Origin of the sequence: Pseudooceanicola aestuarii, from assembly GCF_010614805.1 — a bacterium.
Lineage (GTDB): Bacteria > Pseudomonadota > Alphaproteobacteria > Rhodobacterales > Rhodobacteraceae > Pseudooceanicola > Pseudooceanicola aestuarii.
Map to the genome: position 1 here is coordinate 1,281,073 of NZ_JAAFZC010000001.1, position 14,620 is coordinate 1,295,692.

14 protein-coding genes are annotated in these 14,620 nt (G+C 67.0%); 7 read left to right on the plus strand and 7 right to left on the minus strand.

Features of this window, described 5'->3' with window-relative positions; translation table 11 throughout:
• Positions 1-4 precede the first annotated feature (4 nt).
• The 3 genes from G5A46_RS05985 (at position 5) to G5A46_RS05995 (ending at position 2,775) form a co-directional block, all read left to right on the plus strand.
• A complete protein-coding gene (locus G5A46_RS05985) occupies positions 5-760 on the plus strand; it encodes an SDR family oxidoreductase (protein WP_163848226.1) in 756 nt (251 codons plus the stop codon).
• Complete coding sequence (locus G5A46_RS05990; protein WP_420821348.1) at positions 757-1,368, plus strand: enoyl-CoA hydratase/isomerase family protein; 612 nt, start codon at positions 757-759, stop codon at positions 1,366-1,368. The genes G5A46_RS05985 and G5A46_RS05990 overlap by 4 nt, the downstream gene beginning before the upstream one ends.
• 171 nt (positions 1,369-1,539) lie before the next feature.
• The gene (locus G5A46_RS05995; RefSeq protein WP_163848228.1) at positions 1,540-2,775 is read left to right on the plus strand and encodes a TIGR03862 family flavoprotein; all 1,236 of its coding nucleotides are present in this window, start codon (positions 1,540-1,542) and stop codon (positions 2,773-2,775) included.
• Positions 2,776-2,920: 145 nt separating this feature from the next.
• Here G5A46_RS05995 and G5A46_RS06000 read toward each other — a convergent pair whose 3' ends face one another.
• From G5A46_RS06000 to leuS, 4 genes are read right to left on the minus strand one after another with little or no spacing between them, the layout of a single operon-like run.
• Positions 2,921-3,523 (minus strand): glutathione S-transferase family protein, encoded by a 603-nt coding sequence (locus G5A46_RS06000; protein ID WP_163848230.1) that lies wholly within the window; start codon positions 3,521-3,523, stop codon positions 2,921-2,923.
• A gap of 44 nt (positions 3,524-3,567) precedes the next feature.
• The gene (gene holA, locus G5A46_RS06005; protein ID WP_163848232.1) at positions 3,568-4,593 is read right to left on the minus strand and encodes a DNA polymerase III subunit delta; all 1,026 of its coding nucleotides are present in this window, start codon (positions 4,591-4,593) and stop codon (positions 3,568-3,570) included.
• 4 nt (positions 4,594-4,597) lie between these two features.
• Positions 4,598-5,101: an LPS assembly lipoprotein LptE gene (lptE, locus tag G5A46_RS06010; protein WP_163848234.1), complete on the minus strand. Its 504-nt coding sequence runs from the start codon at positions 5,099-5,101 to the stop codon at positions 4,598-4,600.
• Entirely contained in the window at positions 5,088-7,637 is a 2,550-nt protein-coding gene (gene leuS, locus G5A46_RS06015; protein WP_163848236.1) for a leucine--tRNA ligase, read from the minus strand. Before leuS ends, lptE begins: the two co-directional genes overlap by 14 nt.
• A 173-nt stretch (positions 7,638-7,810) precedes the next feature.
• Here leuS and G5A46_RS06020 point away from each other — a divergent pair, with 173 nt between their 5' ends.
• Positions 7,811-9,070 (plus strand): glycosyltransferase, encoded by a 1,260-nt coding sequence (locus G5A46_RS06020; protein ID WP_163848238.1) that lies wholly within the window; start codon positions 7,811-7,813, stop codon positions 9,068-9,070.
• A 78-nt stretch (positions 9,071-9,148) separates the two neighbouring features.
• On the opposite strand, the gene G5A46_RS06025 is transcribed toward G5A46_RS06020, so the two are convergent.
• The gene (locus tag G5A46_RS06025) at positions 9,149-9,673 is read right to left on the minus strand and encodes a DUF3576 domain-containing protein (protein WP_163848240.1); all 525 of its coding nucleotides are present in this window, start codon (positions 9,671-9,673) and stop codon (positions 9,149-9,151) included.
• Between the two features lie 469 nt (positions 9,674-10,142).
• Here G5A46_RS06025 and G5A46_RS06030 point away from each other — a divergent pair, with 469 nt between their 5' ends.
• From G5A46_RS06030 to thpD, 3 genes are all read left to right on the plus strand, one after another.
• Positions 10,143-11,054 carry a porin gene (locus G5A46_RS06030; protein WP_163848242.1) on the plus strand — a complete coding sequence of 304 codons (912 nt, stop codon included), beginning with the start codon at positions 10,143-10,145 and terminating at the stop codon, positions 11,052-11,054.
• 123 nt (positions 11,055-11,177) lie between these two features.
• Entirely contained in the window at positions 11,178-11,828 is a 651-nt protein-coding gene (locus G5A46_RS06035) for a YggS family pyridoxal phosphate-dependent enzyme (RefSeq protein ID WP_163848244.1), read from the plus strand.
• Positions 11,829-11,948: 120 nt separating this feature from the next.
• Complete coding sequence (gene thpD, locus G5A46_RS06040; protein ID WP_163848246.1) at positions 11,949-12,890, plus strand: ectoine hydroxylase; 942 nt, start codon at positions 11,949-11,951, stop codon at positions 12,888-12,890.
• A 34-nt stretch (positions 12,891-12,924) separates the two neighbouring features.
• Here thpD and G5A46_RS06045 read toward each other — a convergent pair whose 3' ends face one another.
• Positions 12,925-13,434 (minus strand): L,D-transpeptidase family protein, encoded by a 510-nt coding sequence (locus tag G5A46_RS06045; RefSeq protein WP_163849898.1) that lies wholly within the window; start codon positions 13,432-13,434, stop codon positions 12,925-12,927.
• A 2-nt stretch (positions 13,435-13,436) separates the two neighbouring features.
• On the minus strand, positions 13,437-14,528 hold the full coding sequence (gene ribA / locus G5A46_RS06050; RefSeq protein WP_163848248.1) for a GTP cyclohydrolase II: 1,092 nt from the start codon (positions 14,526-14,528) through the stop codon (positions 13,437-13,439).
• Positions 14,529-14,620: the final 92 nt, after the last annotated feature.

A 14,620-nucleotide genomic window follows, 5' to 3' on the forward strand; every position in this document is an offset into this window, starting at 1 on the left:
CAAAATGACCGATCTTGCCGGAAAAACCGCCATAATCACGGGAGCGAGCCGCGGCATCGGGGCCTCGGCCGCGCGGATCTTTGCCGATGCGGGCGCAAATGTCGCCCTGTTGGCCCGGTCCGAGGACGAAATCGCCCAGCTGGCCGGAGAAATCGGCAAGCAGGCGGTGGCGATCCCCTGCGACGTCTCCCGGTTCTGGGAGGTCGAGGCGGCGGTCAAGGCCACGGTGAAGACATTTGGCGGGCTGGACATTCTGGTCAACAACGCCGCCATCCTGAAGCCCATCGCCCATCTGGCGGATGCCGATCCCGAGGCCTGGAATCACCTGATCGACATCAACGTGAAGGGCGTCTTTCACGGAATGCGCGCGGCCATGCCGGTGATGCAGGCCGCCGGCGGCGGGACGATCCTGAACATCAGCTCGGGGGCGGCGCATTCCCCGCTGGAAGGCTGGTCGGCCTATTGCACCTCCAAGGCGGCAGTGGCGATGCTGACCCAGATGGGCGCGCATGAGGGTCAGGCGCAGGGGCTGCGGGTCATGGGCCTGTCGCCGGGCACCGTCGCCACCCAGATGCAGCGCGACATCAAGGCCAGCGGCATGAACCCGGTCAGCGAACTGGAATGGGAGGACCACGTGCCCGCCGACTGGCCGGCCCGCGCGCTGCTTTGGATGTGCGGGTCGGATGCGGACGATTACCTGGGCCAGGAGGTGCGCCTGCGGGAACCGGAAATCCGCGCCCGCGCCGGCCTGACCGAATGATCCGCAGCACGGATCAGGGCGGCGGGCTGTGGCGGGTCACCATCGACCGACCGGAGAAGGCCAATTCCCTGACCGCCGAGATGCTGGAGACCCTGGCCGACACGTTCGAGGGGCTGGTGGAGGCCCGTGCCGTGGTGCTGACGGGCACCGGGCGCGTGTTCAGCGCCGGCATGGATCTGGCGGCCGCGTCGGAGGGGCTGGGAACCTCCCCGGTGTGGGAGCGCCTGTCCACGGCCATCGCAGCGCAGAAGGGGCTGACCATTGCCGCGCTGAACGGCACACTGGCAGGCGGGGCGACGGGGATGGCATTGGCCTGCGATTTGCGGCTGGCGGTGCCTGACGCGCGGTTCTTCTACCCGGTGATGAAGCTGGGGTTCCTGCCGCAGCCCTCGGACCCGGGCCGGATGGCGGCGCTGATCGGCCCGGCACGGACCAAGCTGATCCTGATGGGCGGCGCCAGAATCCCGGCGCAGGAGGCGCTGACCTTTGGCCTGATCGACCGCATCGTCGATGGCGATGTCGTGGCGGAGGCCGAGGCCCTGTGCGCTGACACCCTGACCGCAGCGCCCGATCACGCCATGGCGATCAAGGCAATGTGCGGCGGCTGAGACGCAGGAGAGGCGGCGGCGCAGACGAAGGTGGCGAAGACGGCCCCTTGCGCGCCGTGCGGCGGAGGGGATAACCCACCCGGCACGGAACGCGGGCGGTACGCGATTGGCCCTCGGACCCGACCCCCCAGAACCGGCCTCGGCCGGGCCGAACCAGGATGCGGAGAAATCATGCCACAGGCATTGGTGATAGGCGGCGGCCCGGCCGGGCTGATGGCGGCAGAGGCGATGGCGGCACGCGGCCTGTCCGTCACCGTGGCGGAGGCGATGCCGACCATGGGGCGCAAGTTCCTGATGGCGGGCAAATCCGGCCTGAACCTGACCAAGGACGAAGCGCCAGATGCCTTTCGCGCCGCCTTTGGTGCGGAGGCCGCAGCGTTGCACCCGGCGCTGGCGGAATTCGGTCCGGCCGAGGTGCAGCAATGGGCGCAGGGGCTGGGGCAGGAGGTCTTTACCGGCACCTCGGGCCGGGTCTTTCCAAAGGTCATGAAGGCCTCGCCGCTGTTGCGGGCCTGGCTGGCGCGGCTGACAGAGGCCGGCGTGGCGCTGCACAGGCGCTGGCGCTGGACCGGGTTCGACGGGGCGACGGCGATTTTCGACACCCCGGACGGGCCGCAGCGGGTGACGCCCGATGTCACCGTTCTGGCCTGCGGCGGCGGGTCTTGGCGGCGGTTGGGTTCGGATGGTGCCTGGACGGCCTGGGTCGGAGCGGTGGCGCCCTTTGCGCCGGCGAATTGCGGGTTTCACGTCTCCTGGTCATCGCATATGGCCGCGCATTTCGGCGCCCCGGTGAAGGCCGTGACCCTGAATGCGGGCGATGCGATGGTGCCCGGTGAATTCATCCTTACCGCACGCGGCGTGGAAGGCGGCGCCGTCTATCCCCTGGCGCCGCTGCTGCGCGCGGGCGCCACGCTGCGAGTGGACCTGGCGCCGGATCTGACGGCAGCGGAGATTACCGCCCGGCTGACGCGCGGCAAAGCCGGCGACAGCCTGCCCAACCGCCTGCGCAAGGCGCTGTCCCTGCCGCCGGTGAAACGCGCGCTGTTGAACGAATGCGCCCGGCCGTTGCCGCGCGATCCCGCCGCGCTGGCCGCCGCGATCAAGGCGCTGCCGCTGCCCGTCACCACCCCCTTCCCGCTGGACGAGGCGATTTCCACGGCGGGCGGGCTACGCCTGTCGGCGCTGGATGCGGGGCTGATGCTGCGGGCGCGACCGGGCACCTTCGCGGCGGGCGAGATGCTGGATTGGGAGGCGCCGACCGGCGGCTACCTGATCACCGCCTGCCTGGCCACCGGCCTTTGGGCCGGTCGGCACGCCGCCGATCATGCCAGCCGGCGGTCCGCCGACCTCGCGGACGACCCCGGCGCGGACTCCGCAGGCGACACGACAGCGCCCGAGGCCCGGTAAGCGCCTGCGCTCGGCCTCTACCAATGCGCCCCCGCCCCTACCAAAGAGGGTGGGGCAGGCGGCGCCGGTGGGGCAGGCCGCCAGGGGAATCGCGCAGCAGTGGGAACAGGCGCCTATTACGCCTATTGCGCCGACTGCGTCGGGATCAGCCAGCGGAAGTCCGCTCCGACTCCAGGGCGCGCTGAAAGGCGGGGCGGTCGAACATGCGCTGCGCAAAGGCGCGCAGGCGGTCGCTCTCTATCGGGAATTTCGCACCCATCGCCCAACGCAGCGTATGCGCGGCCAGGAAATCGGGCACGGTGGGCGTGTCGCCCGTCAGGTATTCGCCCTGCATACGGTCGGCCAGCGCCTGCGCATTGCGGCCGAATTCCCATTTCAGCTGCGGGCGCAGCTCGGGGATGCGGTGTTCTTCGGGGACGATGAACATGTGGCGGGTGGCGGTCCAGATCACCCCCTCCAGGTCGTCCAGAACCTGGTGCATGATCGCGTCCTGCTGCCCCCGCGCGACGGTGCCGGGCGGGGCTGTGAACTGGCCGTGCTTGTCCGCCAGGTAGGTCAGGATGGCGGCACTGTCGGTGATCGCGTCGGCGCCGTCCAGAAGCACCGGGATCTTGCCCAGCGTCGATTGGGCCGTGACCTCGGGCGTGTGGGATTTCGCCAGCACGCGGGTATAGGGCTGGTCCAGTTCCTCCAGCATCCAGATGACGCGGATGGTGCGATTGTTGGTGGCGCCGATGACGGTGTACATTGTCTGATCTCTCCCCTGTCAGACGGTGAAACGGGGCGGCGCGGCTAGCGCGCGGCCATCATGGCCAACCGGATCAGCATCCGTTCGACCAGCGCCATGGCAGGCGCGTGCTGGTTGGCAGAGCGCAGCGTCAGGTCGCATTCGGTGATCAGCGTCAGCGCCTGTTCCAATCGCGGCGCCCCCCATTTCGAGGCCTGCCGCTGCACCCTGTCCCGGCGCGGGCCAAAGACCGGAGGACGCAGCGCACCGATCCCCTGCCCCGGACCGCCGGGATGGGCGGCAACAGCGTATAACATGCGAAAATGGCGCAGCGCGGCAATGCACAGAGCGACCGGCTGGGTGCCCTGGGCCTGCAACTTGCGCAGCACCGGCCCGATCTCTCCGGTGCGGGCCTCGGCCACCAGGGCCAGGATGTCGTCCAGGTCGGCCTCTGTCGTGGCGGGGGCGCAGGCGGCGATGTCCTCGGCGCTGAGGGGGCTGACATCGCCGTGCTTGTACAACGCCAGCTTTTCCACCGTCTGGCGGAAGTCGCCGGGATCCAGCACCAGCGCCAGGGCGGTCAGATCGCGCAGCGCCTCCTGCGGGGCGTTGCCCAGCCCGGCCTTGTCCAGGATGGCGGCGATTTCCTCGCGGCTGGGCGGGTCGTCATAGACGCCGGTGGCATAGGCGTTGGCGTGCCCCTCGAAGGCCTTGCGCAGTTTGGACGCGGCTTTCAGCTGGCCGGCGGTGACGATGATCTGAGCGTCGCCCTCCTGCCAATCCTGGAGCGTGGCGAGAATCGGGGCGGCCAGGGCCTCGGTCGCGCCTTCGACCAGCACGACGCGCGGGCCGGGAAAGAACCCCTGCGCCTTCACCGCATCGGCCAGCTGGGCCGGATCGCGGCGCAGTTCCGTGGCCTGCATCCGGGTCAGGCGCATCTCTTCCTCCCCGGAGGGGCCGATCAGGTTGTCCACCAGTTCCTTGCGGCGCAGGGCGATGCGCATCGGATCGGCGCCGTAGAACAGCAGGCCGGTGCGCCGGGCCTCGGGGCGGGCGGCATAGCCGGGCAGATCGCGCGGAGACAATTTCACGGAATCAGGCCGCGCCCTGTGCGTCGGCATGGGCGTCGGCGATCAGGCGGGCGATCAGCTGATCCACCAGGATCCGTACCACCCGTTCGCGCGCATCTGCCCGTGCCGCCCGCGTCGCCACGGTGGAGCCGGTGGTGGAGTAGGAGGCGAAATTCTCTTCCCAGCCCTGCCCCAATTTGCGGCCTGTGGCGATTTCCGTCAGGGTGTAATCCACCCGGCCCAGCACGTTGAACCGTGCGGTGACGCTGTCGGAGGTGATGGCCAGCGGCGCCTCGTACAGGCTGAGTTTCAATGTCAGATCATAATCCGGCGCGGTGGCGCGGCCCAGGCGCTGCTCAAGCTCCTGAACCAGGACGTAGCTTTCGCGGGTGTTGGGATCCGCGATCCGCGTGCGGTTCAACAGCAGGTCGCCGCCCCCGCCCGGCGCATAGGCGGGGGTAAAACCGCAGGCCCCCAGGGGCGCCGCGGCCAGCATCATCAGCAAAGAGCGTCTGTCAGGCGACCACATTCACGATCCGTCCGGGAACGACGATAACCTTCTTGGGCTGGGCCCCGTCCAGCGTCCGAATGACAGCTTCGTGGCTGAGCGCGATTTTTTCAACCTCTGCCTTGTCCAAATCGGCCGGAACGGTGATTTCCGCCCGCCGCTTGCCGTTGATCTGGATCGGCAGGGTGACGGTATCGTCCACCAGAAGATCGGGATCGGCCTGTGGCCAAGGCGCCTGCGCGATCAGGCCCGAGCCGCCCAGATGGGCCCAGATCTCTTCGGACAGGTGGGGGGTCATGGGCGACATCAGCTGCGCCAGCACGCGCAGCGCATCGCGCCGCGCCTCGGTCCCGGCCCCGGATTTGGCGACCGTGTTGGTAAAGGCGTATAGCCGCGCGATCGCCGCATTGAAGCCAAAGCTTTCAATGCCCATGGTCACGTCGTGGATGGCCTTGTGCGTTTCGCGCAGCAGCGTCTTGTCGGCCTCTGCATTGGCGGGGGTGTCACCGGGATCTGCGGCCAGACGGAAGACCCGCGCCAGGTGCTTGGAGGCGGCTTCGGCCCCGGCGGCGGTCCATTCCACATCGCGTTCCGGCGGGCTGTCGGACAGCACGAACCAGCGTGCGGTATCGGCGCCATATTGCTCGATGATGGCCACCGGATCGACGACGTTGTTCTTGGATTTCGACATCTTGGCCGAGGGGATGATCTTCACCTCCGTGCCATCGGCCAGGAACCCCTTGCCCTCGCGCAGGGTGACATCCTCGGGATAGTGGTAGACCGGGCGGTCATTGGCATCACGGGTCTGGTAGATCGCATGGGTCACCATGCCCTGCGTGAACAACGCGTTGAACGGTTCCTTGGCGCTGTCGGGCAGGTGGCCGGTGATGTTCATCGCGCGGGCGAAGAACCGGGAATACAGCAGGTGCAGGATCGCGTGTTCGATGCCGCCAATATATTGATCGACATTCATCCAGTAATCGGCATCCGCCGCCACGGTGGGCGTATCCGCGCGCGGCGCGGTGAAGCGGGCGAAATACCACGACGAATCGACGAACGTGTCCATCGTGTCCGTTTCCCGCCGCGCGGGGGCGCCGCAGGCGGGGCAAGGCGTGTCGCGCCAGGTCGGGTGCCGGTCCAGTGGATTGCCCGGCGTGTCAAAGGACACGTCGTCCGGCAGGCGGACGGGCAGGTTTTCCTTTTTCTCCGGCACCACGCCGCAGGCGTCGCAATGCACCACCGGGATCGGGCAGCCCCAGTAGCGCTGCCGCGACAGGCCCCAGTCCCGCAGGCGGAACTTGGTCACGCCATGGCCGACGCCGTTCGCCTCGCAGAACTCCACGGCGGCGTTCACCGCGTCCTCGCCGGTCTGGACCTCTGCGCCCGCGATCAGGCGGACATAGCGGACCTTCTCGGTCTTGGCGGGGACGAAGGCGGCGTTTTCGGGGTAACCTCCCTCCAACGGCTCGAACGTGGGCACGATGGGCAGGCCGTATTTGGTGGCAAACTCGTGGTCACGCTCGTCATGGGCGGGGCAACCGAAGATGGCGCCGGTGCCGTAATCCATCAGGATGAAATTCGCGATGTAGACCGGCAATTCCCACGAGGTATCAAGCGGATGGCGGACCTTCAGCCCGGTGTCATAGCCCTTCTTCTCCGCCGTCTCGATCGCCTCGGCGGTGGTGCCGCCCTGGCGGGCATCGGCGCAGAAGGCGGCGATCTTCTCGTCCCGGGCCTCCAGCGCGCGGGCCAGCGGGTGATCGGGGGAAATCCCGACAAAGCTGGCGCCCTGCAACGTGTCGGGCCGGGTGGTGTAGACCTCCACCCGGTCAAAGCCCTCGGCCTCCTCGGTCAGGCCAAACGCGAATTGCAGCCCGCGCGACTTGCCGATCCAGTTGGCCTGCATCGTCTTCACCTTGGCAGGCCAGTCGTCCAGCCCGTCCAGCGCGGTCAGCAGTTCATCCGAGAAGTCGGAGATCTTGAAGAACCATTGCGTCAGTTCGCGCCGTTCCACCAGCGCGCCGGAGCGCCAGCCGCGCCCGTCCTCCACCTGTTCATTGGCCAGCACGGTCATGTCGACCGGATCCCAGTTGACCACCGCGTTCTTGCGGTAGACCAGCCCCTTTTCCAGAAAATCGAGGAACAGCGCCTGCTGCTGGCCGTAATATTCCGGGTCGCAAGTGGCAAACATGCGCGACCAATCGAGGCCAAAGCCCAGCGGTTTCATCTGGCTGACCATCGTGTCGATGTTGGAATAGGTCCAGTCCTTGGGGTGGCCGCCATTGGCCATCGCGGCGTTTTCCGCCGGCATCCCGAAGGCATCGAATCCCATGGGGTGCAGCACGTTGTGCCCGGTCGACAGCTTGTACCGCGCGATCACGTCGCCCATCGTGTAGTTGCGCACATGCCCGATATGGATGCGGCCCGAGGGGTAGGGGAACATCTCCAGCACGTAGTATTTCGGCCGGTCCGGGTCGCGTTCGGCGTGGAAAACGCCGGCCTCGTCCCAGGCCTGCTGCCATTTGCCTTCGATTTCGGACGCGGAATAGCGTGACATGGGCTGTGCTCTTTCCTTCTCGGGTTCCGGGGGCGGTTGATAAGGCCGCGCCGCTCAAGGGTCCAGTGCCCAGCGAGGAAAACCAGCGTGGAAAACCGGTGCGTCCGGCGCTTTTCACGCCCGGATGGGCGCGGTAAGAGCGGGGCAGTTCTTTTTCGAATATGGCAATTACAGTGAAAATCCTGTTCATCCACCAGAATTTCCCCGGACAATACAAGCATCTTGCCGCCGCCCTGGCGCAGCAGGGGCACGATTGCGTTGCGCTGACCCTGCGGGTCAAGGAGCCGGGCACATGGCGCGGCGTGCGGTTGATCCCATACAAGGTGCTGCGCCAGACCCGGCAAAGCGTGCACCCTTGGACGCTGGACCTTGATACCAAGATCACGCGCGCGGAATCGTGTTGGCGCGCCGCGTGCCAGCTGCGCGACCAGGGCTTCACCCCCGACGTGATCATCGCCCATAACGGTTGGGGGGAGCCGATGTTCCTGCGCGATGTCTGGCCCACCGCGCGGATGGGGATCTATTGCGAGCTGTATCACCTGCCGGATTACCCGCATGTCGGGTTCGACCCCGAATTCGCCGGCACCGAAGGCGAGGGGGGACGCCTGCGCCTGCGGCTTAAGAACCTGAACAACCAGATCCATTTCGACGTTGCACAGGCGGGCATCAGCCCGACGGCGTTTCAGGCCGATACCTTTCCCCGGCCGTTCCGCGACCGGATCGAGGTGATCCACGACGGCATCGACACCGCCGCCCTGACGGCAAAGGACGATGCCCGGCTGACCTTGCCCGACGGCAGTGTCATCACCCGGCAAGACGAGGTCATCACCTTCGTCAATCGCAATCTCGAACCTTATCGCGGCTATCATGTCTTCATGCGCGCGCTGCCCCGCCTGCTGCGCGAACGGCCCGGAGCAAAGGTGCTGGTGGTGGGCGGAGACCAGACGTCCTATGGCCGCAAGCCGCCAGAGGGTCAGACGTGGAAGCAGATCTTCATCGACGAGGTGCGCGGGCAGATTCCCGACGCCGATTGGGCGCGGGTGCATTTCCTGGGGCGCATCCCCTACGACCGCTTTACCGCGCTGTTGCAGGTGTCGCGGGTGCATCTCTACCTGACCTATCCTTTCGTGCTCAGCTGGTCGCTGCTTGAGGCGATGTCGGTTTCGGGGGCGATCGTCGCCTCCGTCACCGCGCCGGTGGCCGAGGTGCTGCGCCACGGAGAGACGGCCCGACTGGTCGATTTCTTCGACGGCGACGCGCTGGTTGCGGAGACGCTTCGCCTGCTCGACAACGCAGGGGAACGCGCCCGCCTGGGCGCCGCGGCGCGGGCGCATGTGGTGGCGAATTACGATCTGTCCACCCGCTGCCTGCCACGCCAGCTGGACTGGGTGAACCGCCTGGCCGCCATGCCCGCCGACCCGCTGCCGGTCTGAGCAAAGGACCGGGCAGATACGAATCGAAAAGGGCGGCCCGGATGGGACCGCCCTTTCGTCATCTCGATGATGTCGCGATCAGAAGCGGCCGTCGGCGACGCGCATCTGGCGGGCGCGGGTCAGGATCGCGTCTTCGACGGCGCGTTGGGTGCCGGTGGCGACCGGGCGTCCGCCGCGGGTTTGCAGGGCCAGGTTCAGCGACCGCGCTTCCAGCGCCGGATCCTTGACATGGATTGTGGCGCGGTAGGCCTGGCCGCCGCCGGGCGGGGTGCCGTAGCCGGTGGTGATGACCCCGGTGAACGGGTCGACCGTCTGTACCGGAAGGAAGTTCAGCACATCCAGGGAGGCATTCCACAGGTAGCGGTTCACACCGACCTTGGTGCCATCATCGCGCTGCCGGAATAGTTGAAAGATGGACGTGCCGTTGCCCCGTTCGATCGGGTTGCCGACGTTTTCCTTACGGGCGAGGCGATCCGTCTCGGTCTCTCCGCCGGCATCCCAGCCGCCCAGGAAACCACCACCGCCGCCGCGGCCGCCACATGCCGCGACGGTGCCGATCAGAAGAAGGGCCGCCATCAGGCGCATTATGCGAGAAAAGGTCATGTCACCGCCCCGAAACCATTGGTCTTTGCATCGTCCTAACCAAGCAAGTGCAGGGGGGCAAGGTTTTTGGGCAAATCAGACCCCGGACGGCCCCTCGCGCACAGCCGGGCCAAGCGGCGGCGAAGGGGGCGATGCGGCAGGTTGCGGGGGCGGGAAGGGGGCACATGTCACGCCGCCGCCGGGAACAGATGCACATGCGGGCGGGCGCGCGCACATGCGCGGGACGCGCGCGGCCGGAAAACCGGCAGCCGGACCGCAAAGCCCGCGCAGGGCGCCCCCGGACCCGGTGCCACGGCGGCGTTCCTGCGTCCCTGTGGCAGCACTGTGGCAGAGTTGCACCAATTCCGGGGGCAATCTCTGGCGGGGGTGCCGGGCGCTTGCAAACGGGGGGGGAAAAGAGCGAAAGACCATTGCATACCCAAATCGGATTCCCCGTTTTGGGGCTGACTGAGAAACCGAGGGAAAAACCATGAAAAAGATTCTCTTCGCCACCACCGCGCTGATCGCCACCGCGGGCATGGCTGCCGCAGAGATCAAGCTGTCCGGCTACGGCCGTTTCGGCGCTCTGTACGTTGAGGGTGGAAGCCCCGAGACCCGCATCGAGTCCCGCTTCCGCGTGAACATCGACGGCACCACCACCGCCGACAACGGCCTGACCTTCGGCGCACGCGTCCGCATGCAAGCCGACGACTCGTCCTTCGACGGCCAAGGCTCCGCTGGCGCGGCTGGCCTGTCCGGCGCACGTTTCTACGCGATGGCCGGTGGCCTGACCGTGGGTGTGGGCAACATCCTGGGCGCCATCGACTCCATGCCGAACCTGTACACCGGTTCCATCGGTCTGTCCGGCCTGGGCTATGCCAACGTCGTGTCCTCCTTCGGCGCAGACGACTTCCAATCCACCGGCACCGGCCGGAACGGCGTTGAAGTCATCTACGACGGCGGCCAGTTCGGCGGCCACATCTCCTACTCCAACTCCGACGCTGACGGCACCGTCAACGGCGTGACCCTGGAGCGGACTGCTGGTCACGTTTCCGCGACCTTCAACACCATCACCGTTGCCCTGGGTTTCCAGGACTCCAACGTCGCGACCGACACCGAGTGGGCGCTGACTGTTGGCGGCAAAATCGGCATGGGCACCGTTGCTCTGGCCTATGCTGACAACGGCACCGCAGGCGACAAGTTCACCCTGTCCGGTGACTTCGAAGTTGGCTCCGCCACCTCCGTTCAAGCCTACTACACCAACGACGAAGCCCAAGTTGACGAAGACGCGTTCGGCATCGGCTTCAAGCACGACCTGGGCGGCGGCGCCTCCCTGCGTGGCGGTGTTGCAGAAACCCACGGCACCACCCGTGCCGACATGGGCGTTCTGTTCGCCTTCTAAGGCGAACACAGGAGCGATCCTGTTTCGGGGGGCGGGTCTTCGGACCTGCCCCTTTTCTTTTGCGCGGCTTTCGTGTTCCTTCGCCCCGACCCCCAGCCCGGACCAGGAACGGAGCCTGCCGCCATGTCTCTCAGTGAAATTCAGTCCCGCATCGCCCGCGCCGCGCAGGATTGCGGGCGTGACCCCGACACGATCCGCCTGATCGCCGTATCCAAGGTGCAGCCCGACGCCCGTGTCCGCGCGGTCCTGGACGCGGGGCAGCGCAGTTTCGGAGAGAACCGCGTGCAGGAGGCCGCCGGCAAATGGCCCGCCTTCCGCGCGGATTTCGACGGTATCGACCTGCACATCATCGGTCCGCTGCAATCCAACAAGGTTCGACAGGCGATGGAGCTGGCGCAGGCGATCCATTCCGTGGACCGCCCCAAGATCGCTCATGCCATCGCCCGCATCGCCGACGAAACCGGCGCCTGTCCCGACCTGTTCATCCAGGTCAACACCGGTGAAGAACCGCAGAAAGCCGGGATCCTGCCCGCCGATCTGGACGGGTTCGTCACCGAATGCCGGGGGCTGTCACTGCCGGTGCGCGGCCTGATGTGCATCCCCCCCGTCGAGGAAGAACCCAGCCTGCATTTCGCCCTGCTGGCCAAGATGGCGGCGCGCAACGGGCTGGAGGGGCTGTCGATGGGCATGTCCGGCGATTTCGAGAAGGCGATTTCCTTCGGGGCGACCCATGTGCGTGTCGGCTCGGCCATTTTTGGCGACCGCCAGCCCTGATCGGGCGCGCATCACCCCTGCCAGAAGAGATTTGGAACCTCCGGCTCCCTCACCTTGTTGTGAGAGCAGGCCGTGGAAGTCCACGGCTGAAATCCATATCCGAACTGACAGGAGACCGTGATGAATATCGCACGTTCACCCCAGCAATTCGCCCAGACCGACGCCTATGCCACCCGTCTGCGACACGGGGAACAGATCATCCCCCGGCAGGATCCCGTCTTGTGGTCCGACTGGACCCCGGACGCGCCGATCACGCAGGAGGAGGCCCGCCAATATGACGAAAACGGGTATCTCGTCCGCAAGGATGTCTTTGACCCCGACGAGATCCGCGCCCTGATCGACGCCTCCGACAATCTGCGCGAAAACGGTCAGCGCATCCGGGCCGAGGATCTGGTGACCGAACCCGGTGGCGACGCGGTGCGCACCATCTTCCGCCTTGACGACCATTCCGACATCTTCAACCGTTTGGCACGCGACGCACGGGTGGCGGGGATCGCGCGGTTTCTGCTGGGAGATGACGTCTACCTGCACCAGTCGCGACTGAACTACAAACCGGGCTTTACCGGCAAGGAATTCTACTGGCATTCCGATTTCGAGACCTGGCATGCCGAGGACGGGATGCCCCGGATGCGCGCGGTGTCGGCCTCCATCCTTCTGACCGACAATTCGGAGTTGAACGGTCCGCTGATGCTGGTCCCCGGCTCGCAGGGGCAGTTCATCGCCTGTCAGGGCGAGACGCCGGAAAACAATCACGAGCAATCGCTGAAACGTCAGGAAATCGGCGTGCCCCGGCCCGAAACGATCGACAAGCTGGTGCAGGAGAACGGGTTGGACGTGGCCACCGGGCCCGCTGGCACCATCGTGTTCTTCGATTGCAATACGTTGCATGCGTCGAACGGCAATATCACGCCCTTCCCTCGGTCCAATGCGTTCTTCGTGTTCAACGCGGAATCGAACCGTGTGACCGAACCCTTTGCCGCGAATGCTCCGCGGCCGGATTATCTGGCCGACCGTGGCGATGCGCCCCGCCTGGAACCGGTGTCGGGCAAGATCCGGGGTTGACTGCTGCGCTCCCCGGCCCGTGCTGCGGCACGGGTCAGGCGAGTGCAGTGGCCCGACCTGCCAATAGCGGCACGATCAGCGTCGTCCCCGGCGGGGCGGCGCGCACCACGTCGTGCAGGTGGTCGGGGCGAAAGGCGATGCAACCCTCTGTCGGAAAGCCGGGGCGCCGCCAGCGATGCAGAAAGATTGCGGAGCCGCGCCCGGCCTGCGCGCGCGGCCAGTTCCAATCCGTCAGAAGAACCAGATCATAAAGCGGGTCTGCCCGGCGCAGCGTCTCGTGGCTCGCGGCGAAAGGCGCGCGGACAAGGTGATTGTAGCGGGGATGATCCGCGGCATCGCACCATAGGTCGCCGGGCCGGATCGGCCGCGCCCAGGGCACGGGGGGGGGCATGCGGTCGGGCCGGTACAGGCAGCCGACGATCCGGTGCCGGCCGACGGGGGTGGCGCCGTCGCCTTCGCGTTTCGTGGCACTGATTCCACCCCGCCCGATCACGCAAGGGTAGAGCCGGGCGCCGGCCTGCACACCGCGCGGGGTCAGGCGCAGAGTCACAGCAGATGCCCGGATTTCGCCGCCTTGGTCGCCAGGTATGCGGTGTTGTGGCGGTTCTCTCCGACCTTGAGGGGGACGCGTTCGACGACCGAGATGCCTTCGTTCTGCATCATCGCAATCTTGCCGGGGTTGTTGGTCAGCAGGCGGACCTGGCCGAACCCCAACCCGCGCAGGATCGATGCGCCGATGCGGAAGTCGCGTTCATCGTCCTCGAACCCCAGGCGGTGGTTGGCCTCTACGGTGTCGAACCCCTGATCCTGAAGCGAATAGGCCCGCATCTTGTTGGCCAGCCCGATCCCGCGCCCCTCCTGGTTGAGGTATAGCAGAATGCCGGCGCCCTCTGTCCCCATCTGGGTCAGGGCGGCGCGCAGTTGGGGACCGCAATCACATTTCAAAGACCCCATCAGGTCGCCGGTGAAACAGGCCGAATGCAGCCGTGTCAGCACCGGCGCGTCGCGGGCTGGTTTGCCGATTTCCATTGCGTAATGCTCCTCCCCCCCGTCTTCGGGGCGAAAGACATGCAGGCGCCCGGCCTCCGAGACCTCCAGCGGGACACGCGCCGCGACCACCGGGTGCAAGGGGCTGGAGGCGGACAGCGCCGCCGCCGACCCTTCCAGCGGTAGCAGCGTCAGGTCGTGCTGGCGGGCCAGGGTGGCGGCCTCGGCCGTTTCCAGGACCACGGCGGCGGGCATGAGGCGGGCGGATTTCGTCAGCGCCAGTGCCAGGCGATGCAGGGCGGCATCGCCGTCGCGGGCCGACAGCAGCGGCCCCTTCATCGGGCGGCGCAGGTCATCTGCGGGATCGGCCACGGCGCGCACCCAGTCGCCGCGCGCATCGGCGGGCAGCACCACGCGCGCCAGATCGCCGTCATAGGCCCGCGCCTTCAACGTCTCGGCCCGCCGCGCGGTGATCGCCAGTACCGGCTGGCCCGGCATGTCCAAGACCTCCGCCAGCCGGGCGGAGACCAGCGTTTCCGCCGCCAGCACCACGGCACCGGCCTGTCCGGTGCGCAGCATGACGGGCAACCCCAAGCGCAGATCAGCCCGCGCGCGGGCGATGCGTTCGATGATATTGGGTCCAAAGGCCATGGCCATACCTCCTGGATAGGCGCCCTGCATAGCCGCTTCTTTGCGGGTTTGAAACATATCGCCCGAGGAATACACGTCCCCGTGAGAGGCTT